Origin of the sequence: Microcystis sp. LE19-10.1B (assembly GCF_027530565.1) — a bacterium.
GTDB classification, from domain to species: Bacteria; Cyanobacteriota; Cyanobacteriia; order Cyanobacteriales; family Microcystaceae; genus Microcystis; species Microcystis aeruginosa.
In genome coordinates this window covers 1-24428 of record NZ_JAPZQM010000181.1, presented here as the reverse complement: position 1 = coordinate 24428, position 24428 = coordinate 1, and the positions used below count along the sequence as shown (strand labels likewise).

General features: G+C 43.0%; 25 protein-coding genes and 1 pseudogene. 10 read left to right on the top strand and 16 right to left on the bottom strand.

From position 1 onward, the window contains the following. Positions 1-325 precede the first annotated feature (325 nt). The 9 genes from O9332_RS06505 to O9332_RS06465 form a co-directional block, all read right to left on the bottom strand. Entirely contained in the window at positions 326-2680 is a 2355-nt protein-coding gene (locus tag O9332_RS06505; protein WP_002762809.1) for a GH116 family glycosyl hydrolase, read from the bottom strand. Positions 2681-2806: 126 nt separating this feature from the next. Next, the gene (locus O9332_RS06500) at positions 2807-3250 is read right to left on the bottom strand and encodes a DUF3531 family protein (RefSeq protein WP_002733109.1); all 444 of its coding nucleotides are present in this window, start codon (positions 3248-3250) and stop codon (positions 2807-2809) included. A 508-nt stretch (positions 3251-3758) separates the two neighbouring features. Continuing rightward, positions 3759-4073, bottom strand: a complete 315-nt coding sequence (gene trxA / locus O9332_RS06495) for a thioredoxin (protein WP_502846639.1) — start codon at positions 4071-4073, stop codon at positions 3759-3761. A 126-nt stretch (positions 4074-4199) separates the two neighbouring features. Next, complete coding sequence (locus O9332_RS06490; RefSeq protein ID WP_002762811.1) at positions 4200-4955, bottom strand: hypothetical protein; 756 nt, start codon at positions 4953-4955, stop codon at positions 4200-4202. Between the two features lie 39 nt (positions 4956-4994). Then, positions 4995-7601, bottom strand: coding sequence for an nSTAND1 domain-containing NTPase (locus tag O9332_RS06485; RefSeq protein WP_288024352.1), 2607 nt, complete (start codon positions 7599-7601; stop codon positions 4995-4997). A gap of 54 nt (positions 7602-7655) precedes the next feature. Then, positions 7656-8072 carry a hypothetical protein gene (locus O9332_RS06480; protein ID WP_002762813.1) on the bottom strand — a complete coding sequence of 139 codons (417 nt, stop codon included), beginning with the start codon at positions 8070-8072 and terminating at the stop codon, positions 7656-7658. A 479-nt stretch (positions 8073-8551) separates the two neighbouring features. After that, a complete protein-coding gene (locus O9332_RS06475) occupies positions 8552-9130 on the bottom strand; it encodes a CPBP family intramembrane glutamic endopeptidase (protein ID WP_002762814.1) in 579 nt (192 codons plus the stop codon). Continuing rightward, a complete protein-coding gene (locus O9332_RS06470; RefSeq protein ID WP_002762816.1) occupies positions 9127-10185 on the bottom strand; it encodes a DUF3326 domain-containing protein in 1059 nt (352 codons plus the stop codon). Before O9332_RS06470 ends, O9332_RS06475 begins: the two co-directional genes overlap by 4 nt. Further along, entirely contained in the window at positions 10182-10358 is a 177-nt protein-coding gene (locus O9332_RS06465; RefSeq protein ID WP_002762817.1) for a DUF8621 family protein, read from the bottom strand. Before O9332_RS06465 ends, O9332_RS06470 begins: the two co-directional genes overlap by 4 nt. 662 nt (positions 10359-11020) lie before the next feature. Here O9332_RS06465 and O9332_RS06460 point away from each other — a divergent pair. From O9332_RS06460 to O9332_RS06440, 5 genes are all read left to right on the top strand, one after another. Beyond that, positions 11021-11641, top strand: a complete 621-nt coding sequence (locus O9332_RS06460) for a hypothetical protein (RefSeq protein WP_002762819.1) — start codon at positions 11021-11023, stop codon at positions 11639-11641. 27 nt (positions 11642-11668) lie between these two features. Then, a complete protein-coding gene (locus O9332_RS06455; protein ID WP_002762821.1) occupies positions 11669-12859 on the top strand; it encodes a PEP-CTERM sorting domain-containing protein in 1191 nt (396 codons plus the stop codon). 11 nt (positions 12860-12870) lie between these two features. Further along, positions 12871-13332: a hypothetical protein gene (locus O9332_RS06450; RefSeq protein WP_002762822.1), complete on the top strand. Its 462-nt coding sequence runs from the start codon at positions 12871-12873 to the stop codon at positions 13330-13332. Between the two features lie 18 nt (positions 13333-13350). After that, the gene (locus O9332_RS06445; protein ID WP_002762824.1) at positions 13351-13557 is read left to right on the top strand and encodes a hypothetical protein; all 207 of its coding nucleotides are present in this window, start codon (positions 13351-13353) and stop codon (positions 13555-13557) included. Positions 13558-13964: 407 nt separating this feature from the next. Continuing rightward, complete coding sequence (locus O9332_RS06440) at positions 13965-14519, top strand: Uma2 family endonuclease (protein ID WP_052275685.1); 555 nt, start codon at positions 13965-13967, stop codon at positions 14517-14519. A gap of 77 nt (positions 14520-14596) precedes the next feature. Here the strand turns inward: O9332_RS06440 and O9332_RS06435 are convergent. Next, positions 14597-15178, bottom strand: a pseudogene (locus O9332_RS06435) (Rpn family recombination-promoting nuclease/putative transposase); the annotation flags it as partial. 164 nt (positions 15179-15342) lie between these two features. After that, positions 15343-16101 carry a sulfite exporter TauE/SafE family protein gene (locus tag O9332_RS06430; protein ID WP_002762830.1) on the bottom strand — a complete coding sequence of 253 codons (759 nt, stop codon included), beginning with the start codon at positions 16099-16101 and terminating at the stop codon, positions 15343-15345. 362 nt (positions 16102-16463) lie between these two features. Here O9332_RS06430 and O9332_RS06425 point away from each other — a divergent pair, with 362 nt between their 5' ends. Then, positions 16464-17351, top strand: coding sequence for a lipid kinase (locus O9332_RS06425; protein ID WP_002762832.1), 888 nt, complete (start codon positions 16464-16466; stop codon positions 17349-17351). Between the two features lie 2 nt (positions 17352-17353). Here O9332_RS06425 and O9332_RS06420 read toward each other — a convergent pair whose 3' ends face one another. Next, positions 17354-18409: an amino acid ABC transporter substrate-binding protein gene (locus O9332_RS06420; RefSeq protein ID WP_002762833.1), complete on the bottom strand. Its 1056-nt coding sequence runs from the start codon at positions 18407-18409 to the stop codon at positions 17354-17356. A 36-nt stretch (positions 18410-18445) separates the two neighbouring features. Beyond that, positions 18446-19186: a TIGR00297 family protein gene (locus O9332_RS06415; RefSeq protein WP_002762834.1), complete on the bottom strand. Its 741-nt coding sequence runs from the start codon at positions 19184-19186 to the stop codon at positions 18446-18448. A 44-nt stretch (positions 19187-19230) separates the two neighbouring features. On the opposite strand from O9332_RS06415, the gene O9332_RS06410 reads away from it, so the two are divergent. Continuing rightward, positions 19231-19935, top strand: coding sequence for a cytochrome b/b6 domain-containing protein (locus tag O9332_RS06410; RefSeq protein ID WP_288024340.1), 705 nt, complete (start codon positions 19231-19233; stop codon positions 19933-19935). Positions 19936-19950: 15 nt separating this feature from the next. Here the strand turns inward: O9332_RS06410 and O9332_RS06405 are convergent, their stop codons facing one another. The 3 genes from O9332_RS06405 to O9332_RS06395 all read right to left on the bottom strand — a co-directional run bounded on the left by O9332_RS06405 (position 19951) and on the right by O9332_RS06395 (position 22395). Further along, a complete protein-coding gene (locus tag O9332_RS06405; protein WP_002762838.1) occupies positions 19951-20190 on the bottom strand; it encodes a 2Fe-2S iron-sulfur cluster-binding protein in 240 nt (79 codons plus the stop codon). Positions 20191-20199: 9 nt separating this feature from the next. Then, positions 20200-21675 carry a cobyric acid synthase CobQ gene (gene cobQ / locus O9332_RS06400; RefSeq protein WP_002762840.1) on the bottom strand — a complete coding sequence of 492 codons (1476 nt, stop codon included), beginning with the start codon at positions 21673-21675 and terminating at the stop codon, positions 20200-20202. Between the two features lie 318 nt (positions 21676-21993). Continuing rightward, the gene (locus tag O9332_RS06395; protein WP_012267958.1) at positions 21994-22395 is read right to left on the bottom strand and encodes an Npun_F0494 family protein; all 402 of its coding nucleotides are present in this window, start codon (positions 22393-22395) and stop codon (positions 21994-21996) included. Positions 22396-22510: 115 nt separating this feature from the next. On the opposite strand from O9332_RS06395, the gene O9332_RS06390 reads away from it, so the two are divergent. From O9332_RS06390 to O9332_RS06380, 3 genes are all read left to right on the top strand, one after another. Then, entirely contained in the window at positions 22511-22813 is a 303-nt protein-coding gene (locus O9332_RS06390) for a hypothetical protein (protein WP_002762842.1), read from the top strand. Between the two features lie 55 nt (positions 22814-22868). After that, complete coding sequence (locus O9332_RS06385) at positions 22869-23324, top strand: (2Fe-2S) ferredoxin domain-containing protein (protein WP_002762843.1); 456 nt, start codon at positions 22869-22871, stop codon at positions 23322-23324. 304 nt (positions 23325-23628) lie between these two features. Beyond that, positions 23629-24303 (top strand): response regulator transcription factor, encoded by a 675-nt coding sequence (locus O9332_RS06380; RefSeq protein WP_002762844.1) that lies wholly within the window; start codon positions 23629-23631, stop codon positions 24301-24303. The last annotated feature ends 125 nt before the right edge of the window (positions 24304-24428 follow it).

The following is a 24428-nucleotide window of genomic DNA, read 5'->3' as shown; positions in this document are numbered from 1 at the left end:
GTTGACACCCTTACTGACAAAGAAAAAACTGAAATCAAGTCAGGATAAGGGTTGGAGTGCTTACTGCAAAAATTGTTAAGAAAGATCCCTATAAGGGATAGCTTGATAAGGGGGGTGCCGATAGGCGGGGGGATCCCCCTTAATAAGGGGGGCAACTGATAATTTTTAACGCCTAACTACTTAAATCCCCTGAGTATAGGCTACATATCAGGAGAGGCAAAGGGCAAAACCGAGAATAAATAATCAGTTTTTAATAACCGGATTTAGGATTAGAGTGATTTACCAGGTAAAACCAGATCACCAGTTAGATGGCGATAATCCTGTTTTATCCCTGAAATTCCGTCAAAACCCCATAGATAGCCCAGATAGCCATGGCGCGTAAATAATGACAAGCACGAAAAGTTCCCACCGATGTTATTGCTTCCGGGGTGCGAAATTGTAAGCCATTTTCATAGACTTGTTTCACCACCGCTTCTGTAATTTGCCATCCTTGCTTTTCCATTCCCATTTGTAGTAAAAAAGCCACCAACCCAAAATTAATTCCTACCCAAACTTCTAAGGGATGAGTTGCCTCGGGATTTTCGGGAGTACCATCGGGTTTTAACCCATTGGCCGCCCCAAATTTTCCCCCATGAAACTTGAGAAAACAGGCCTGATAAATCTTACTTAAAGCTGATTGCGTGTATTGATTTTCTACCACATCTGGTAAACTCAATAAACGAGCATAAAATTGACCGCATAATTGGTCAGTCATCACCACATCGGAACCACTGCCACTATCTAAATTATAATATTCTCCATTCCAGAGAGTCTGATGATAAATAGCGCGAGATTGCTGTAACCAACTGGTAAAAATTGCCGTATCTTCTCCAATGATTTCGCCAATTTTAATCGTTGCTTCTAGGGCCGCTATCCACAAACCACCGCAATAGGCACTAATTCCCTGTAAACGCCAATCATCAAAGGTTTGGTCTGGTGCGCCAGAATTTTCGGGAATCCCATCATTATCAAGGTCAAAAGTTTTTAAATATTGCAAAGTCAGGACAATTGACGGCCAACATTCCCGCAGAAAATCCTCATCTTTAGCCCCCGTTAATAAATAATCCCGATAGACTAATAAAACAAAATCACTGCCTAAATCTTTCCAGAGATTACAATCTTGATAACTGGTGTAATTGCTCTTTTGCCAAGGGTGTTCATTGGGTGCGCCTAAATCGTGGGGAGTGGCATTTTTGGCCTTACGAATGGCACTAGCTTGGTTATATCCAATAATCCGAGGAGTATCGTCACTGCTGGGAATTGCCCTCGAAAAAGCTTCCATGACGGCCTTTTCTAAGCGCGGCCATAACATCAATAACCCAAAGGAACCATAGAGACGCACATCCAGACTTTCATACCAACGATAATCAATACATTCTAAGACCCCAAATTGACCGATAGGATCCTGTTCCGTGGCTGCCGTCCAGAGAGTGCCGCCGTCAGTTAGGAGGTATAATTCGTTAAATAAAGCCATTTTAAACCAATCGGCCAGATCGCTGCGTTCTAGGATCGGTTTTTGCCAGTTAATAATATTTTCTCGCCATGTATCGCCGTGTTTTAAAGCCGTGCGTACCATCGCCCAAGCATTTTGACCATTGCGACCGAAAAAGTCCGTATAACGACGATAATAGTTAATTCCTTGGGCAAATTCGGTGACTGGTAAATCCCAAGCTAAAATAAAAGGAATTTTGCGAGTTTTCCCCGGACGAATGGTAAAACGAATCGCCATGGCCGTGGCCGTTTGTTCCCCTTTTTCGGCGGGGGTTTCGTCCTCAATATCCGGTAAAGAGCCATTCATGGCGAAATAGTCCCAAACTTCGCCACCATCGCCCGCAGGGTTCCATTTACCCAGATAGAATACCTCTAGACTCGGATTAGTAATACTGGCAATCGCCATCTGTCCATCCCCTTCCCCGGGGTTTTCGTAATCCCGACCCATTAGACAGCCAACGCGGAAATTATCGACAATCCATTGATTATAATTACCCTCACTTTCCCCCCATTTTGATTGATATTCATAGACGGGACTACCATCATCTCTCACCTTAACCACTGGGGATTTAATCGCGTTAGTAAACCAACCGATTGTATTTTGCCAAGTCAGCATAATACTAATAGTAATCGGTTTATCGGTGGGATTATGAGCCGTCCATTCAAATAGGGCTATAGGATAACTACTTTCTTGATAATTATGCGCCCAAACCGGTGAGAATTGTTCGCAAATTAATTGAGTCTGAAAAACATCTTTGTACTCGTACCAACTGCGGGGATAAAGGGCCGAATAGCTTCCCTTTTCGGCAGGATACCACGACCAGCGCGATAAAGTTCCATCCTTGGGGCTTTCCGTCGCCATAGCGTAGGCTTGGGCGCTTCCGTCTTCTGTTTGTTCAAAAATGCTAAATTGACAGGCCGCAAGGCTATTAAAACTGTGTTCACCACCGTCCAGATGCCAGAGATTAAAGTCACCTTTGGGGGAACGTCCGATGCAACCGGCCCCAAATCCTCCCAGAGGCATCCCATGCCAAGGACCATCATCTAAATTGCTGGCGTAGCGGACGCTGTAGGGTTTTTCCCAACCTTTGCCTAGAGGACGTTTCCAAGCGGCGGCGGGAATTTCTGGAAGGGAGACGAGATTAAGCATAGATGTGGTTAAGTGGGGTGTGGGGTGTGTGTGGGGTGTAGGGTGTGGGGAGAATAAATAAATAAAAATAAACTCCTGACTCGGAGAATACTGACTCCACCAAGAAACTTTTTCAGTAAACCCTAATTATTCGCTAAAGAGATAATTACTGCGATCGCCAACTGGCCAATCTTGATTTTCTCCCCCGATAATTAAACGTTTAATATCGACAAAATCCTTACTTAATTGGGTCAAGGCATTGATTAAAATATCCAAAGCAATAAGATCGCTAGTACCGAGATCAAACCAGCAACGTCCCCAAGTACCTAAGTATTCAAAATCGGTCATATTGTGCATCGGTGACATAAAGGCATTTTCGGCTATATCTGGATCGTATTCCATATAACTAATATCGACTCCCACCTCCTGTACCTGTAGGTTTTCGGCATTGAAAGCTCCTAATTTACCCAAATAAAACCAAGAAGCAAAAACTTCTTCTACATACTGCTGTTCCATATTCGAGGGAACTGTCGAAAATTCCAGCCAAAACCAGACATCAAAAGGATTAAATTCGCGAAATTGCACTTCCATGTTTTTAAAGGTAAAAAGTAAAAAAGAGGTTGGGTGTTAGGGTGTTGGGGGTTCGCAGTTCGGAGTCAAGAGTCAGGAACTCACCGTTCGCTTATTTTAAACTTAGGGAGCTTCGATAAATGAGGCTAACTGTTTTCTGTACAAGGCTTTTAGCCGACTAAGTGGGGAGCGAGGGACTATTTTGGGCAGTCATCTTCGCTGTGCCTGGGCATCGCTACAAAAACGAAGCAATTGTGATTTTAAGTAGGTTAGTTGGCACACTGCGAAGCGGCTCCCTTCGAGATCGCCTTGGATTAATTTTCTCCAAGTTAACCACCGCTAGGTCTTCTGAAAACTTTATGCTGTAAGCTTTTTTCGCCATGATAATAAGGTCGAGTTCAAAAATTTGAGCGAACGGTGAGAGGAGCAATATGCTGTAGGAACGGTTAAGTCTAAGATTTTTCAACCTAGACCAAGTTTCAATGCTTTTTAAAACTATGACAAAAAATCCAGAAGATAAGCAATCTATTCATTTAGATCCTAAATGTTTCTCTATGAAATCGACTAGGGTTGCTTTCGGAACAGCACCTATTATCTGATCGACCTTTTGACCCTTTTTGAAGAGTATCAGAGTGGGAACGCTGCGAATGTTATACTGACTAACAGTTCGCGGATTTTCATCTGCGTTCACTTTGACAACCTTTACGCGACCTGCATATTGTTCAGCAATCTCATCCACGACTGGTGCAACCATACGACAGGGACCACACCAGGGCGCATAAAACTCAACTAGAACAAAAGTATTGCTTTCTAGAACTTCTTCGTCAAAGATTTTGTCAGTAATTGGTGTAACTTGAGCGGATACTTGAATCTGCCATACATTTAAGCCAAGAATTAGCGTAATTGTGACTAAAAAATGGGCTAAAATTTTGGTTATTTGCTCGTTATTAATCATCGTTTTTTATCATTCTTAGCGGGAGATAGTAACCAAATAATCTACTTTTCGAGGCGGTGCTTGCTGAATCATTGTATTTCTTATTAAAATATCTACTTTGCCTTTGTATTCTTGAAAATTAGCATACTCCCTTCGATAGCGTAATCGATAATCTTTGGCTTCAACAGCTTTACCAATCTGCTCAGACTTTAACCCAGAATTGCCTGTATCTACGATAAAATCAACAGATATACTATCTTTTAGGGCAACATCGGGACTAGCAAAACTAATTATAGGAACATTATTGTTAATACCGATAACTCTAAAAGTTAAGTGGTTAGTTTTTCCGTAGTTAGGCTTACTCAGAACGACAGCATAAGCCGGGTCAGTAGAACGAAGTGAGTTTACATTAACTGACTCCCACACCCCCTCTTTTCCCATGTCATGGGTTTCACCGACACTTTGATAATAGTTAGCAGATACCTTTTTAGAAGCCAGGATATTTTGGAATTTATTCAAGTCAGTAGTTCCTAAAGGGATGATAATCTTCGGTAACGGATTGCCCGGAGGTTTTATCTTTGTGTAAATATTCTGAGTTAACTGATTGACGTTATTTGTTGGGTTAAGCTGGGAAGCTTGACTTAATTGAACTCCAGTTCTCGTTTCTACGATCCGACTAACTGTTGCCTTGTAAGATACTTGAGATAAAACAGGAACCACGCACAAAAGAGTGATTGTTAAGGCAAGTAAAACCACCTTGTGAATTCTAAGAAGTCTCAATTTAAGTTTCATGACTGATTTTTCCTCGATATTTTAAATTTCTGCTTTTCGTCAAATATCGGCTTTAGAAACAGCACATCTAAAACCATATTGCAGGTTTTTTTGGCTAATATCTATTAGGGACGGTTTTTGATGGATCGGATATAAAGCTATGTCTTGTCCATAAGAGCCTCCCTTAAGAGGTTGTTTGTTATGATCGGATTTCAAAGAAGCAGATATGTCATTATCGACTAACGAGCCAACATACCAAATATCTGTCCATTCAAAAGCATTACCGATCAGATCAAAGACACCGTATATACTCTGTCCATCGGGATAACTTTTAACTTTCTCCGCATGGCGATCATCCCACTTATCCTTATCTCGCCATGTATCGGCAGTATTTGCTTTAGTGAGGTCAGGTTTATCCCCCCAAGGATAATTATATTTTTGGGGTTTGTCAGATGATTTATCTATGCCATAAGCAGATTTCTCCCATTCAAAAACAGTTGGTAATCGTTTTCCTTGCCAAGCGCAGTAAGCGAAAGCGTCTTTCCAATCGACATTGACAACTGGTGCATCTGGTTCTTTACTCCATTTATTATAAAAAGGCGGATTCCACCCGTCAGGTTTATGGTTTTGGGGATTCTCTTTATAGAAAAGTTGATCTCCAGATAATTTCTGATATTTTGCTGGATTCTCCTCAATCTCTTGCAAAAACTGTCTATATTCAGCATTAGTTACCTCATGTTTGTCAATATAAAAACTGTCTAACTCAATTTCCTTTTCCTTTTCCTTTTTGCTTTCAAGGGGATTGCCAATTAAAAACTGGCCCTTGGGGATAAGTGCCATATCTTGAGTTAAATTTCCTGATAACTTATCAGTTGGTATTTGGATAGTGATAGGATTTAAATAACGCCTGTATCCTTCTATTTTTACTGGATACCTAACAAGATAGCCATTGTTTTTTACTTCAACATAGTAAAATCCTTTTGGCAAACCCCCCAAATCTGGAAGTCCCCAACTCACTTTTACTTCTTTTACATTACCGTCCTTTTCCACAGATAATACTCTTGTGGCATGATTCAAATTTTCTCCCTGTATTGATTCTACCTTTAAACGACCAATATCATTCGGAATGACCCGTATTAAATAAACAGAAATCACGGAGAAGAGCAAAACAATTAATCCTTTCAAGCCACGGTCGCTATAATATCGCCATAAGCTATGTTGAAGTAATTTTTCTTTTTCAGAATCTAAATCAAGATTGGCTTTAAAGGGTTCAATCTCCTTAAATTGATTGACAGGAATAAGATGTCGATAAACTTTCCAATTTGCGAAACATCTCTCAAAAAGTTCTTGTGCTTTCTTAATTTCTAATTCTTTAATATCATACCACTTATTTACTTTCTGCACTAAATATTCATGGGTTAAAGAATATTTTTTTTCCCCAGGGATTGTTTCTATAAGACGGCTTCTGTCTAGCCTTTCAAGGACTGCTTCTATTTCCGTTTGAGCAATACCAATTTGTTGAGAAATTTCCGTGAGAGACTTAAAAGCACGAGTTCCTTGACTCGTAACCATTTGCTTGAGAATTAACTTCGCTTCTTCCCGTTCTTGAGGCAGAAATTGGTCAAGAATTACATCCACATATCCCTGCAAAATCCCCTTAACACCACCCAGTTCTTGATAGAGATTTTCCTTGATAATAACTGTTTCTCCTGCTTGTAGTTGCTCCTGATATCTTGTTCTCGCTTCATCAAACAGTCGGTTACAAACAATCTGAAGGTGAACGGGTTCGACTTGCTCACGCGATTCTTCATTAATTCCCTTGAGAAGTTGAGGTAGAAGTTGATTCTCTAATAAATCAGGATCGTAGATAATATTAGGATAGAGGCGTTGCAACGGTTTTTTAATCGCACTGAGAGCTTCACTTTTGTTTAAAGGTTTTAAATAATAGAAGTAACTCTCAGTATTAAATTCCGGTGATGTTTCCCAAAATTCTCCTAAATTTCCATAAAAATCCTGGCGGATAGAAATAATAAAGGTAATTGATGAAGCTTGAATCTGATTTAAGCATTCACCAAATTCTTGAGTGAACTTGGTCTGCTGCTGTTCTGGTAAATTTAAAAAGAATCTTTCAAATTGATCCAAGAAAATCGCTAAGGGACGTTTCGACTCATGGCGTACCTGATTTAAAACTTCAGCCATTGTCTGACAATGACTCAGATCGATATTGACATTTTCAAGATTGTTAATTCCCTCTTTAATTAGGTCGGTGGGATAGCCATAATCTCTAAAAACGATGGTAAAGTAACCTCTTTCTACCAGTCTAGGAATGATACCAGCATTAATTAAGGATGTTTTGCCACTCGCCGATTTTCCATTAATTAGCACTAATTTATGACTAGAGATTTTGGCAACCAGTAAATCCGAGACAACTTCCCGACCATAGAATATATCAGCATCCGTCGTGTCATAGTAACTTAGAAACTTATAGGGATCTTCTTGGCTAGGTCGATCCTCTTGACGGTATTGACTCCAACTTACAGAAGTTGATGACAAGGCATAAAATTTAATTTCATATTTGTTACCACCAACAACATCACCTCGAACGATTGCTTGATCGCCAAAGGAGATACTTGTACTCTGGTTATTTATACTGTCTTCCATAGCCATTACCTCATCACTCAAAAGTAGTTAACCGTATGTAGAAAACAATGAGGCTAGAAATTAGACAATAAGTGAAAGTCCGATCATTTTAGCGACTTTTACGAGAATTGGCCAAGCTTTAGTTCCAATTTCCCCAACATCTTTCACCTTGTCAAGGATATCTTTAGTGTTTGAGAGATATTGCCCAAATTTTTCTTGGGATTCCTGAGAATTGCTAATACCTCCTTTTTTAGCTTCATTAATCGCAGCAGCGACTTGACCGACGGCTAAATCTTTGTCATCTCCATCGATGGAAGACTCTTTGATTGATGCTTTTAATTGTTTAAGAAGCTCTAAGAGTTCTTCTTGAGAAAATGACGACTCAGCAGTCGCAGTTGTAGTGACTATCTTATCTCTACCAACTACATCGCCTCCAATAGTGGCATTGTTACCAATAGAAATATTAGCTCCCTGATTGTCTTTAGTCGAACCACTCATTTTCCTGTTCTCCTCTTCAGCACTAATGTAACCAAATATGTATCTGAATCTGCCCTCACTAGGACATGGAATAATAAGATATTACACCTAATCCTATCTCACCGTTCGCTTATTTTAAACTTAGGGAGCTTCAATAAATGAGGCTAACTGCTTTCTGTGCAAGGCTTTTAACCGATTAAGCGGGGAGCGAGGAACTATTTTGGGCGGTCAGCTTCGCTGTGCCCGCGGCATCGCTACGAAAATGAAGCAGTTATGATTTTAAGTAGGTTAGTTGGCACATTGCGAAGCAGATCCCTTCGAGATCACCTTGTATTAATTTTCTCGAAGTTAACCACCGCTAGGTCTTCTGAAAACTTTATGCTGTAAGCTTTTTTGCCATGATAATAAGGTGGAGTTCAAAAATTTGAGCGAACGGTGAGTCAGGAGATTGCGTTTTATTTGTTCTCCCCATTCCCCCATCTCCCCACTTCCCCTATCCCCTAACTCCTATGCTGTAATTTCCAGAGAAAACTAGCGAGGAGATTGGTGATAATATGAGCGAGAATTGGGATTAATAAATTACCGGTGATGATGACGGTATAACCGAGGGCAAAACCGACAACAGTTGCCCAGATAACATAGGGCCATTGTTGGGGACCGCTAAAATGGAGGATACCAAAAATTAGACTAGAAACGGTTAAACCAAAGATATTTAAGCCCAAAGCTGGCAAAATCACCCCGCGAAATAATAATTCTTCACTTAACCCCGGCAGTAATCCAATCCAAATTAAATCGGGCCATGCTAAAGGTTTAATGACTAATTCTAAGTAAGCATTAGCACTATGGCGATAACTAGACCAAAAACGATAGAGAAGCCCACTAATTCCACTAATTGCCCCCGCTAAGGCTAATCCGAACAGGAAATCCGGGAGAGTCCAGCGAATGGCGGGAATAGCGATCGCACCGAAATATTGCCAAACTTTGGCGACTACCAGCAAGATAATCGCCGTTACCGCCATAATGGTGAGGACTTGTGTGCGTGTCAGGGGATCAAATTCGGAATTAGGGGAATTAGTCACGGATTCTCGGATAAACAGCGTAAAGAGTTTAAATTAGGGCGAAGAGATGCTAGGTTAACCCCTGCCCGTTGACAAACGATCGCACCGATCGCCTCCATATACGAGTGTACCCTAATTGCTTTCACCCCTAGGGGTTCCGGGGCCACCTTCATTCTTGTACTATTTTCCTGCACGGAAATCAGTACAGTTTTTTCTTGACAAAAACTCAAAACTGTGCTAGAACCGCACGCACTGGCGGGAACGATCAGCGCGTCCACCTCCCGGCTCCAAATAGCATCGGGACCGGGCCGCTTGACCAATTGGGGGGCGCGACTCAAACCCACCAAAACGCAGGGTAAAAAAGTATAACCGATTTCTTCGGCCGCGGCCTTGGGGGAAAGTTGCGGATCGAGGGGCAGCGGACTTAAAGCGGGAGCGTGGGCTGCCGGTATTTGGAATTGTCGCACCACCAGATGGGAAATTACCGCTTCGGCCCCGGCAAGGGGATCCACCCCCTGACCATGGCGATAATTAGCCAGGGCAATGCTATCGGGATCGTCGGGAAAACGGGCAACAATGGCGATCGCTTCTGCCCGGCCTTGGTTAATCAGTTTTTCTGCTCCCCGCAGCAAGCTGTCGGGATTGCCAATTGTTCCCCAACTGGCCCCGGAGGCTGCCTCTCGCAACTGCACATTTAGGGGGGCATCGGTGATCAGGTAATCGGTGAGATCTAAGCCTAGGGTGGCCCGGACAGCATCGGCAGCCTGAAGGTGTCTTTGCAAGAGGTCAAATTCAATGGCGCGATCGAATAGTAACCCGATGCGATTTTGATGGACGGGACTTAATCCCCAATCCCCCCGGGCAAAACGATCTAAAGCGTAACCCTCCACATAATAGGTGTTGTCCAGAGGCCAGTACAGTTGTGCGCCGTTGAGGACATTGGGATGGGTAATTAGGCGATCGCAAACTTGGGCGATCGCTCTGGCCACGGGAATGCCATCCCCAGCATAACCGCCAATCGCTGCCCCGATGCCGGTGGGAATAATTAGTACGGCGGTATAGGGACGGGAATTCACGAGGCAGTGGTGACAATCGCTTCGACTTTGACTTGATTATTCTCGCTATCCACTTCTGTGATTGCCCAACGCAAGGGTTCACCCCGTTTGGCTAATTCTTTTTCGATTTCTTGCTGCAGTTGTTGCGGGGTTTCCTGTAGGTCGATTTCGGCACTAATAAAGTGAGTGGTCATAGTCATAACTCCCGTGGATCATCTCATTTAGTTTACCGCAGTGGGGAGACCACTTCGTGAGCGTTGCGGGGGGGAGTGGGGAGAAGACCGATAGCCGTAGTGTGACACCCTTAGGAATAGACCTCTTGTAAAAATCAAAAATTATCTTGGTTGGTTAGGAGTCAGCAGCCAGTAGCCAGGAGAATTAAGAAGGAACAGTAATCAATTAAACAGTCTATTTGGATATTTTATGCCACTTAATCCTTATTTTTAGCGTTTTTAAACCATCAAAAATCAATTGTGCCAGAGATTTAAGCATTAGCTTCAAAATAGTTAAGAATTATTCTCAACTATTAAAAAATATTGTTGATACTAGACTTGGTTAAAAAAAAGCCCTAGACTGAATGGTTGACAAGAAAATTAGTCTAGAGCCTGATTAAACCAAAGAAGCGATGCCAGTCGCTCCTTTAGCAGTGCATAGTTGAGGCTAAGTGATTACTAGAATCATTTAGCGCCAGCTTTGTCTATGTCTAAATTCTAGTCTTGACGTTATTGAGCGTCAACTTGAGTCTAAAAATCCTTTGATGGTTGGACACAGGTATTCTCTGGACTTTTTTGATCAAAGTTCGACTTAATTGAGATAATTTCTCATTTACTCTTTCCAAATCGTCAAGGAGAAGCAGATGTTATCTGATCCCACAGAATCCGAAAAAATAGATTTCCCCAAAACCCTAGATATCGCCACCGTTTGCGTTTATGGGCTAGGAATCCTCTCGGCGGGCTTATTTTTATTCCTGCCCTTCGTCAATCTCCTGCATCCGAGTCCGTGGCAGCGATGGTTAGGCACAATTCACGGTTTTGGCTCTTTATTAGCCCTAGTCGTCATTGTTTACGCAGGCCACCTCGCTTTTCCCCTGTTAAGAGGTTCTAGCAAACTCTTGCGGCAAATGCGAACCCTCACCTTCTGGGCTACCGTCCTCGCTTTTTTAGCGATCGCCACTGGTAATTTAGCCTATATGCGCTATCGAGCCGGTTCAGAATTTGGCGGCGCGCGCGCTTGGTTAAAAGAAAATTCGCCCCTCGGTCAATACGTCCTTATGGAATACCACGAATTCAGCGTCCTGTTTACCTTGCCCCTAGGCGTGGTCTGCACTTGGATTCTCTGGAAATACGGCGACTCAATTTTGGACAAAGCTAACCGACCGGTGTTAACAGCCACTTGCATTGCTCTGATGGCAATGATGTTTTTTGCTATGGGTGGTCTCGTTAGCGGCCTCGGTGTCGCCAAAATTCAGGCTCTGTAACCCCTTATTTGCTGATTCAACTCAAAAATGACTAAAATTCAACTTTCGCTCGTTCTAGCCACTGTTTTCGGCTTACATACTGTGTCTCCTGCCCTAGCGGGTTCGATGTATAAAATCACCGACTTGGGTACACTCAGCCCCGATGGTACGGATACGAGGGCAGCCAGCATTAACAACCAAGGTCAAATCGTCGGTCGTTCCCGCACTGCCGGTAATACCGCTTCTAGTGGCTATATCTGGGAAAACGGTACGATAACGGCTTTACCCCTTACTGGCCCAGTTAATGGCGGCACCCCCGTCACTCTCCCCGGTCGCGGTGGTTTATCTCGTTCTATTAATGACGCAGGGATGATTGTCGGTGCGGGAGATGAAACCGCCGGACCCACAGACCGGGCGTTATTGTGGACTCCTAACGGTTCCGGGGGTTACGACCTCAACATTTATAACTTTGGTGGCCTGGAAAGTTATTTTATCGACATCAACAACAGCAATCAGATTGCTGGTTATCATATCTTTGAAACCAATCGAAGAAACGCTATTTTCTGGGAAGATGGTACGCGCATCAACTTACCTAGTCTTGACGGCGATCAAAATTTTGGTTTAGCCATTAATGACAATACCGAAATCGTTGGTTATGTAGACTCCGATGGTGTAGTGGACGGAACTAATGTCTACAGTGCTGCTTTTTGGGAGCAGGATGCCAATGGTAATTTTGTCCTGACTAATCTAGGAATTCCCAACGGATTCGCCCAAAGTTTTGCCCGAGATCTTAACGAAAATGGCTTAGTTATTGGTCAAGCGACTAATGGTTCAGGAGCCACTTTAACCTCTAGTGGATTCCTCTGGGATAACGGCAATTTGATTAATTTAGGCAGTCTTGGTGGTACGCGAGGCGATGCTTTAAGTATTAACGAATCTGGTCAAATTGTTGGCTTTTCTAATCTTGCTAGTGAAGTTGCCCATGGGACTCTTTGGCAAGAAGGCCAGTTATTTGATTTAAATAATTTAGTCATTAATGGTACGGGTTGGGTTTTAAATCAAGCCACGGGCATTAATGGGCGTGGCCAAATTATTGGTTTTGGCACTTTTACTAATGAATTGGGAGAAACGGAAACCCGCGCTTTTCTCCTAGAATCTGTACCCGAACCTAGCACCATTATGGGACTTTTAGCGGTGGGAATTTTGGGTTTTACACAGTTACGAACTCTTAAAAAATAGGAGCAACTCTCATGACACAACCCTATGTTGATAGCCCTTGGTACGGTAAAATCTGGGCTTTTGTACAACAATTTCCCCAAGGTTTAGCCCAAGGTGCCAAACGTTCTCCCGCTACTTCTGGCCCTGCAGCTGCGGCAATTATTAGCGCCGCAATCGGTTGTTGTTTAATGATGGTTTCTCACCATTTTTCCGATGCAGACCAGACAAAAACCGTAGAAACTCTGCTCTGGAATTTAGGGTCTTGGATTCCTGGCAGTAAAAATCCTAGCAAAATGTGGGGTAATATTGGCAGTTATACCGGCAAAGAAACTATGTTATTAATTGGCTGGTTAATCAGTTGGCCTATACTCCATTATCTCTGGAAAGATCGCAAGATTAAGGCTAAAACAATTCTCTTTTGGTTTTTCGCCCTCATTATTGCCGCCACCGCTATGTCATGGCATCCTATCTTTCCTTATTTACCCTTAACTTAAACTTATGGAGGTAACAAAATGGATGTTCAAATTAGAAAACTTTCCTCTCGTAAAATGCACAATATCGTCTGGATTTTAGTGGGAGTTTTTGGTTTATTTGCTATTACTTTTCCTCTGTCTATGTGGCGAGTCAGCAATATGGAAAAGTTTCAAGGTTCTCATGTTAAATCTTTACCAGTGGAAGGAGAAGTGAATTGCAAATCTTCACGGATTACAACTAAATAAGGGGCTGGCTTAATACTAAGCAAGACAGTTTCAGCTAAGAAGGAAAAAATGTCATATCCTGTGGAGGCAAAACATCAAATAGTTGTTGAAAAGGAGAGACAATTTCTGAATTTTTGGCTGAGACTAAAACCCCCTTTTCAGAGATTTTATCTACTCCAAGTAATCTGGTTAAGCTGTACTAAATTTAAACTGAGTATTGGAAATTTGGCTCTTCTGGTTTCTGTGTGGAAACGAGGTCTATACTGATAGTTTCTTCCGCGGCTCGACTGAGCTTCGCTGAACGTAAAAATAGCCCTAAAAGTCTTGCCCGATAAGCATTTCACGATTCCATAAGCAAAAATTATCACACAAAGAATAAGAGAGCCATTCTCGTACTATAATTGATAGTAGGCTTTCCCCTAGAGATTATGATCGCAGTTCCCAACTACATCAGTCCCCAAGAATATCTCGCTATCGAGCGCCAGAGTCAGATCCGTCATGAATACCGACGTGGTTTGGTTTATGCGATGGCCGGCGGTACGGATAATCACGAGCGCATCGCCTTCAATTTTCTCAAAGTCATTGACGAACATTTCGGCGACTCTACAGACTGTCGGTTTTACTCGGGTAATGTCAAGGTTAACTATCAAGATCAGTTTTATTACTATCCCGATGCTTTTGTTACCTGCGATCCGCGCGATCGCCAAGATCGTTATCTGAAACGCTATCCGAAACTAATTGCGGAAGTGCTTTCCCCCAGTACGGCCGCTTTTGACAAGGGCGAAAAATTCCAAGATTATCAACAGATAGAAACTTTAGAAGAATATGTATTAATTTCCCAAGAAATCCAGCGCGTGGAATGCCGTCGTCGTAATTCTCTGGGGATATGGGAAACGACTATTTACGAGACAGGCGATCGGGTGATCCTGCAAAGTATTAACCTAGAGTTAGCCATCGCCGATCTCTACCGCGGAATAGATTAAAGTGTTAACTACTCTCAAGGGAGTTGAGAGCTTGCTGCTTCCATGGGAATGGATAGACAGCATTTAGTTTACTTGTACTAACTAGCTCGGCAATTTTCCAGCCATTGTTCTAAATCCTGTAGTGACTGAAAATCTAACAAAGCTTCTCCCAAGTTTTCTAACTGTTCTAGGTCAAGACTGCGAATATTGGGCAATAATTCGGGAGAAATGTCCCCTACACGCCGATTTAATTGACGTAAAACTAGGTTAGCTTCTCCCTCTTGTCGTCCCTCTTGTCGTCCCTCTTGTAAACCTTCCGACCAGATTTCTTGATAGATAACTGATTCTTTCATGATGTCTTTCCTCAATAATCGTTGAATGATGTCTTTCTCTAATACTAACCCGGCTAGAATTGCGGTAGATGCAGCCAGATTACTTTGTTCTCGACTATCGCTGATTTGCTCGATTTCTTGGGCAATTTGCCGCAGTAAGTTTTCTTGTTTCTCAGCTTGAGCAAGTATGGCAAAAGGAAACAGTCCGGGAGCCTTTAATAGGGGTTCCGAGGGTTGTTCCCAGAGTCTAATCACTTCAAATTGATGAGAGGTTTTCCCTTGTTTATAATCATTCTGTCGGACTTTGGGGGAGTCACTTTTCCTTAGATAAATAACCACTTGATGGAGTCGTTCCACACCCACAATAGGCATCTAAAATTATGTCTCCTTTATTCTCCCCCCCCGAATTTGTCAAGTATTCTCCGTTTTTTATTGATGAACACGGAAAAAGCCAATCAGGGAGAGACTAGAAAGGTTAGAAAGTTGAGATTTAACGAGTCCGTTGATGCGGTCTAAGAGCAAGCGCGGATGAAGAAATAAATGGCCATCAGTAGCAGAAAAATATAAAAAGTAATCCGCACCAATCGATCCGGTAATTTCGGTAAAAAACGAGTGGTTACTTGTACACCTAGGGAACCACCGATACCTAAAATAATCCCTTGTAGATAAAGAATATAACTGGCTTGGGCATGAGCGAAACAGGCGGCGATCGAATTGAGTAAAACCACACCTAAACTGGTGACAATGGCGATTTTGATCTTTTCTGCCAAAAAAATCATTTGTAGTGGCACCATGATCGCCCCACCGCCAATTCCGAAAATACCGGCTAGAAATCCAGCGATTCCTCCGGTTAGCAGACAGGCTAGATTAGGATTCAATCTAATGGCAGAAACTGGCTCTTTTTGGCTTAAATTTTGCTTGAGATTGGTTAAATAGATATTGAGCAGTAAAAAACAACCAAAAGCCGCTTCTAGGAGGTGTTTGGGGCTATATTTGACCAGATAGACCCCGATAAATGCCGTAAAAATCCCGGGTAAACCTAAGAGGAGAACTCGCTGCCATTTGAGGGAACCTAATCGCCAATTTTGGAGCGTACCTCCTAGGGAAGTGAAAACGATCGCTAAACTGCTGGTAGCCACCGATTCCCCGTAACTGTGGCCCAAATTTAACAGGATCGCCACGGAGATAGTGCCACCCCCAATACCGAATAAACCCGCTAATAAGCCCGAAAAAACGCCCGTTATCAGTAAAATCAAGTAATTGTCTGCCATTATCTTCGTTTCATGGCCTTGAAGGGTCTGAATTTGCTATCATACATAGGGGCAATGGTAGAACATTTTCTCGAAGAAAGGGCTATTAACTAAAATTTAGTGATCAATGGGGCTAAATTATTGACAATCACCTGATATTTTTTCTGATTTAATTAGGGTTTGCTGAAAAAATAAGGGCGAAGGATTCGGATAGAAAATCTACGGTTTCAGCGATAGGTTATGCCCGAATGCTTCGCCCCTAAAGGACTTGCACCTGTTTCGCAAAACCAGCCACTAAAACCCTTACCTCGTCTATATTTCACATTTATTCAGCAACTCCTAATTACATAACCTTTATCCCTGCACTGCTGAGAAACTTACCTATGACTAAAAGAGCTTTACTACTAATCAATCGTCACTCGCGCAAGGGTAAAGAAAACTTTGCTCAAACTGTTGATCTGCTCAATAATTGGGATTTTGAAATTATCAGCGTCCCTTTGAAAAAGGTAGAAGATATACCTTTTTTGCTGGAAAAATATCGCTCTAGTATTGATTTAGTTATTGTCGGTGGTGGCGATGGGACTCTTAATGCTATGGCGGATATGTTGGTAGAAACTCAACTGCCTTTAGGCATTATACCTCTGGGAACGGCTAATGATTTAGCCCGGACTTTAGGGATACCGAATTCTATTGCCGAAGCCTGTCGAATTATTGCGGAAGGTAATTTAAAATATATCGATCTAGGTTGGGTAAATAATAAATACTTTTTCAACGTGGCTAGTTTAGGATTAAGTGTGAAAATTACCCAAAAACTGAACAAGGGTTTAAAGCGACGTTTGGGGATTTTGGCCTACGCTTGGACAGCTTTACAGGTATTAAGTAAAACTCGTCCTTTTACCGCTATGATCGGTATTGATGGCCAAAATATCAAAGTTAAAACCCTACAAATAGCGATCGGAAATGGTCGTTATTATGGGGGAGGAATGCCGATCGCTCACGATGCCCAAATCGACGATCAAAGGTTAGATTTATATAGCCTAGAAATTGAACACTGGTGGCAAATTTTCCCGCTTTTATGGACATTACCGCGAGGACAACAGGGTTTATTATCTTGGGTGAGAACTCTTAAGGGGAAAGAAATTCAAATTCAGACTCGTAAACCCCATAGTATTAACACCGATGGCGAAATTACTAGCACTACTCCCGCCATGTTTCGAGTTATTCCAGCGGCCATAGGGGTCTATATTCCCCGTCAGGAAACACAATCTTAAAACTAACGAAAAGGAGGAGAATACAATAAACCCCCCTTTGTCCAAAGATTATTTAAACCTCGATCGAGTTGTAGGGGTTTACCGATTTCCCGCTCATAAATTTCACCGTAATTACCCACCTGTTTTAAGACTCTTTGGGCAAAATCATTGGGTAAACCCATATCTTCGCCTAACTTCTCATCAATACCCAAAAAGCGCCGAATACTGGGGTCTTTGCTATCGGCAAAAGTGCCAATATTTTGGGAGTTAATCCCAAATTCTTCCCCTTGAATTAAACTAAAAACGATCGAGCGGACGGCATTCGACCAAGCGGGATCACCATCGGCCACGGCCGGGGCCAAAGGTTCCTTAGATATTACCACTTCTAATAATTGATGATCCTGCGGTCGGGGAAAAACCGAGCGCCGGGCCACCAATTGGGAGCGATCGGAACTGACAGCCTGACAACGCCCCGCCTGATAAGCTGTATATAAAGCCTCCACATCATCGGAAACGATCGGTTTATAACCTTGCACTGCCGCTTTTGCCATGGCATCGGCCAGATTTTGTTCTGTGGTGGTTCCCGATAGCACACAAATGGACTTTCCGCTTAAATCTTCTAATTTCTTAACATTACTGGCTTTCGTGGCCATAATTCCCTGACCATCATAGAAAACCGGGGTGATAAACTCCATCCCCAGAGCGGTATCCCGGTTAATCGTCCAGGTGGTGTTGCGACTGAGGATATCCACTTCTCCCGTCTGTACGGCAGTAAATCTCTCTTGGGGGCTAAGTTTACGATATTCGACTTTGGAGGGATCATCAAAGAGAGCAGCCGCAATAGCTCGGCAAATTTGCACATCTAAGCCCGAATATTCGCCTTTTTCATTAACAAAGCTAAACCCAGGCACTTCTCCGTTAATGCCACAAATTAACTTACCGCGATTTTTCACCGTTTGCAAGCGGTCAGCACTGGGACTATTTGCAGTGTTAGAACTAGAATTCGGTTGATTTTCCGTCCCACAGGCAGTAATTAGCAGTAACAGCAGGGACAATGCACAAAAACGCCACTTTAGCATAGATATTCTCTGAAAAATTTTTTTAGTCACTTAACTTTAGCTGAAAGACCAGAGCAAGCTTAACAGTATAGCTACGATCGCGCCGATAACCGTATTGATCACATTGACCAATTCATTAGTTAACCACAGAAAGCGAGTTTGTAGAGTAGCACCGATGAGACTTTCGATATTGGTGGCGATAAATGCCGCAATTACGCACCATAACACACCAAGAAGATCGATCGCACCGATAGCCCATGCTAACAGGGAAATAGCCGTGGCTGCCAACAAACCAGCGATCGTTCCTTCTAAACTAACAGCACCTTCTGTTCCCCGGGGGACGGATTTAAAATTAGTGATTAGATAAGTAGTTTTACCATAAGCTTTGCCCACCTCACTGGCAGTAGTATCGGCTAATTTGGTGCTAAAACTAGCCACATAAGCGAGTATTAAGAGGTAATCCCAGGGAGAAGCGGCAAAAAGACTTAGGATAGCGCAAATTGCCCCCGCTAAAGCGGAACCCCAGACATTTTCAGGACCGCGCACCCCCGCTCTTTTTTCGGCAATTCCCTCCGCTTCCTTGCGTGCTAAACCGATGCGGGTGACAGTAGAACCGACGAGGAAATAGAATAAAACAATTAGATAACCGCGCCATCCCAAGCTTCCCCAGACAATCACCCCTAAAACCCAAGCATGGAGATAACCCATCCGAGTTAAGAGCTTTTTTGGGGCAATCCAGGCGATTCCGAGGAGGACGGTATTGAGAAGAACAGCGACGAGCCAAGGATTAGTTAACATAGTATCTGGGCAAGTTTACATCCCCCATTGTATCGATCGAGTTCATGAAAACTAATCAACCTTATCAACCTCTTTTACTGCGAATTCTGCACGGATTCACGGGAATTGCCCTCATTGCCGCCATGGTTACGGCCTATTGGACCTATGATACTTTTGACGGTCGTTGGTTAAAACTGCCCTTACCGGAATATCAAGAAATTGAAAGTATTCATGGCACTTTTGGCCTCTATACTCTGATTATTTTTCCCGTTTTTGCTATCTATGCTTTTCGTCGGGGCAACAAAAGATTAATTCAAAGTGATTCTCTTAACAAATTAACCCAATTTGGTAAGCCGATTTGGTGGTATAGTCTCCATCGTTTAGTCAATACTTTGACTCTTTTTGCCCTAACTTTTGCCTTGTATAGTGGTCGGATGATGGATTCCAAATGGCTACCGGAAGGGGAATTAAATCACTTTTGGTATTATGCCCATTTGCTCAGTTGGTTAATTATGGCAGTATGTCTGATCCTGCACCTGCTCATGACTGCTAAAGTGGGAGGGGTTCCCCTGTTATTATCTATCCTTAAATGGCATTTTCGTGAACAAGATAGCCCGAAATTATGGTTATCTCAATTACGTCAATGGGGGTTAAATTTGCGTCTAGCTAAGATTTTTCAGTGGCTACAATCCCTTAACTTATATAAAATTTTAGAAATTGTTGTTTTACTGGCTATTATAGCAGCTTGGATTATTCCCAAGTTTGACTAGATCCGAGGGAGCAACCTACCAAAGCGGATCGGAGTATAAATGAACGGTTAAAGAATCTCGATCGCTGGGGATACCAGTAATACAACTACAAATTTGAGTACCATCATCTAATTCTACCTCACAGGCGTGACAGGAACCCATTAAACAGCCGGTAGGAATTTCAATCCCTGCTTTTTTGGCCACATCTAATAATAGTTCTCCAGTTTCCGCTTCTATGATAAGATCATCGGGTAAAAAACGCACTGCAATAGTCATAATTTCTCCTTACAAATGAGCAAAAATAGGTGTAAGATTTAAATGTTCTTCCAGTAAATTAGCCATAGCATCTAGGGTTATTTCTCTTTGTTCACTATAGTTAGCAATTCCCGTAGGCAAAGATAATAAACCGCGACGCTGACGCAGATGATTTAACCAAGTTCTTCGCCAAGAACCATTATCAAAGATACCATGTAAATAACAGCCCCAAATTGACAGAGAATCATTGACAATTCCTAGACTAGCATCTTCCTCGAACATTTTTTGATAACCTGATTCACTTTCCCATTCGCTCATTCCCTGGTGAATTTCGTATCCTGTTACTGGTAAACCAGCTTGGGGATAATTGGATAAAACTTGTCGTTGACGGGTAATTTTTTCGGCAGTAATTACCGTTTTTAACGGCAGTAAATTTAAGCCAGCTGCCTCACTATCGGGACCTTCTCGATGTTCAGGATCCAGGATTAATCGCCCTAACATTTGCAAACCACCACAGATGCCAAAGATAATACCTCCCCTTTGGTGATAGGCTTGTAATTGATTAGCCATACCACTTTGATTAAGAGCAATTAAATCAGCAACAGTGGTTTTAGAGCCGGGGATAATTACCCCATCGGGATCACCTAAAGATTCCTGTAATTCTAGATAACGTACATTGACCGTTGCTTCGCCACAGAGAGGGTCAAAATCAGTAAAATTAGCGATATGAGGCAGACGAATGACAATGATATTTAGTTCAGCTTTGGGTTTTTGGGCGGGTCGATCGAGTAAACTGAGAGAATCCTCGGCACTTAAAAATATATCACTATAGGGAAGAACTCCTAACACAGGAATTTTTGTATAATCTTCTAGCCAAGTAATCCCCGAATCTAAGAGGGATTTTTGTCCGCGAAATTTATTGATCACAATACCTTTAATTAAAGCTCTTTCCTCCGGTTCTAATAATTCTAACGTACCGACGACGTGAGCAAAAGCCCCCCCGCGATCAATATCCACCACTAAAATAGTAGCGGCATCGAGATATTTAGCCACCCGCATATTAGTTAAATCGCGATGTTTGAGATTTATTTCCGCCGGACTTCCCGCACCTTCACAGACAACTAGATCAAATTCTGTTGATAATTTAGCTAAAGATTCTTTAATTGCTTGCCAACCTTGCTCAAAATAATTCTGATAATAATCCACTGCCGTGGTGACACCAACAGCCTTACCTTTAATAATCACCTGAGAGGTCATATTTCCCTGGGGTTTTAATAAAATTGGGTTCATTTCTACCCGGGGAATTGTCCCCGCGGCCCATGCTTGCACCGCCTGGGCGTGACCCATTTCTCCCCCTCCGGCGGTAACATAGGCATTAAGGGCCATATTCTGACCTTTAAAGGGTGTTACCTGCCAACCTTTCCGGTTGAATAAACGACATAAAGCCGCAGTTAAAAAAGATTTACCCGCGTGGGATGTTGTCCCCACTACCATAATTGCTTTCATCTAGTTTTTTGGGTTGAGTATTGAATTTTTATGAATTAGGAATTAGGAATTATGAATTGGGAAGTGGGGAGATGGGGAGATGGGGAGATGGGGAGATGGGGAGATGGGGAGATGGGGAAGTGGGGTGTGGGGTGTGGGGTGTGGGGTGTAGGGTGTGGGAATTGGGGAAGTGGGGAAGTGGGGAAGTGGGGTGTCGGGTGTGGGGTGTGGGGTGTGGGGAGAATAAATAAAATAATCTCCTATCTCCTGACTCCTGACGACCGACTCGGAGAATCCTGACTCCTGACGACCGACTCCCGACTCCTCACCTTAACAGCATTAAAAAGAAAACCAACGTTGCAGAGTATTTAAAAATCTTTGCCAGAAAGTGGGTTGAGGGAAAAAGTCCCCTTGGGGTTGCCATTTTTCTATTAATTTCCTCCCCAAAGGAGTGAGACGAAAACTATCGGTTATCCCCTGTCCATCTACTTCGCGCCGCAAAATTCCCACTTTAATCAACCAGAGAAGATAGCTTTCCGCTGCCGCTTCCGTCAGCAGTCTGGAAGTATAACCTTTTTCTAAACCCCCAGCACCCGGAATGCTTAAAAGTGATACACTTCGCTCAAGCATAGCGGCGAATAGGGTGACACGGAAAGGAGAACAACAGAGGGCGCGTTCGGCCCTAGTGATGGTAGCATCAGGATAATTGATGGCGGTAACGGTGGCAGTCGATAGGCTCATAGATTCCGATCGTTTAGCTATGGATAAACTCATTGTTACATTAATTCTGCGTCAACCCCTGTCAACCCCAATCACCGATAAAATAGGGATGAAGTGTTAAGTAGCTTGAGTGTTTATGCAGTCTCCCGAACCGTTCGATACTAAATATACCCCAGAGGAAGTGGAAGTGGAAATCGAAACCGACGATTTTCCCCCCGTTGCTACCCCGGTTAGTTTCGCTGCCACTCTCGAAAAAGTGAAAACTTGGTACGGCAGCCTGTCCACACCGGCACAGGTAGTCGTGGCAGTGGCGGGGGTTTTTGTGGCTCTTTCGATTTTAACGGCGATTTTACGCCTAGTCAGCGCAGTTTTAAGCGCTTTAATCCTTGCCGCTATCGTTTATCTTATCTATCGTTACATCCTCAAACCGAAATTTTAGTCGGCCATGCACATTTTCTGTTCAATGTCAATAGTTTAGTTGATAAAAAAAATTTATGGAAGAAGCGGACACTAGAGATATCTTGGGGGAAAATGTGGCTAAGTTGGGACTGGCCCAGATCCAGCGTCATCTATTTCTCTGCTGCGATCAGACTAAGCCAAAATGCTGTGACAAGGAAGACGGGTTAGAAGTGTGGGATTATTTAAAGAAGCGGTTAAGTGAATTAGAACTCGATCGCCCCAGCGCCGACCGTCCTGGCTGTATTTTTCGCACTAAAGCCAACTGTTTGCGGGTTTGTAGCCAAGGGCCGATTTTATTAGTGTACCCGGAAGGAGTCTGGTATGGAAGGGTAAACAAGGAAGCGATCGAAAGAATTATCCAAGAACACCTAATCGGTAATCAAATCGTCACTGAATATGCTTTTCTTCGCCACGATTTACCGGCAATTTCCCTGAACTGTCCAGAAGAAGAACCCGAAACAATAGAGGAAAACAGGGTTAAAACTAACTGAAACACAATTAATTAGGGTTTGCGGCAAAAAGTTTTTCGTGGGGGCAGGGTGTGGGGTGTGGGGTGTGGGGTGTAGGGTTTTACCGATTTTGAGGGAGTCAATTACCTAATTTTTAGGGAAAAAGTCTCAGAATTTTCCCCCCAATCACTCCAATGGTCGGCACTTTTTGAGAGAAAAAAAGTCTAAAAACCTTGTTGGATAAGGTTTTTAGATTTATTCAGGAAACCCTAACTACCTGTTGCCTCTTGCCTGTCGATCCTTTGTCCGTCTCCATTCCCCCAACCCTACAGCGTGGAAAATAGCGATGAAAGAGACCAACAAAGACAATAAACAACTTTTATTAATCGACGATGACCCGAATTTAATACTTTTGGTGAAGGATTATCTAGAGTTTCGTGGTTATAGGGTGACAACCGCAGAAAACGGTCGGGAGGCCCTGGCAATCCTCGAACGCGGGGCAAATGCTGCCAAGGCACGGGAAATGCCCGATATGATTATCTGTGATCTGATGATGCCGGAAATGGACGGTCATGCTTTCCTCGAAAAAATTCGTCGGGACAGTCGTTTTAGTGGCATTCCCGTGATCTTTCTCTCCCCTGAGGGGCAAAGTCAGGATAAGATAACAGGTTTAACCGCCGATGTCTATATGGTCAAACCCTTTGAACCGGAAGAATTAGTGGCCCTGGTGGAGTCTTCCCTTAAACAAGCGGGCCGGTTGCTGAAACGCAGCACCCGCATCCATTCCCCGGATGTCACCCCTGTTCAAGTCCAGGGTAATGTGGAATTAACCCCAACGGAGTTAAAAGTAGTACAATTGGTCGCCCAGGGCATGGCTAATCGGGAAATCGCCGCAAAACTCAATGTTAGTCAACGGACAATCGAAAGTCATGTGTCGAATATGCTCCATAAAACCGGTCTTCATAATCGCACGGAATTGGCCCAATGGGCGATCGAAAGTAATAAGCTGTTGACTATCTAGGGTCTGCTGAAAAAGTTTTTCGTGGGGACAGGGTGTGGGGTGTGGGGTGTGGGGTGTAGGGTTTTACCGATTCTCATCTGGTCAATTACCTAATTTTCAGAGAAAAAGTCCCAGAATTTTCCCCC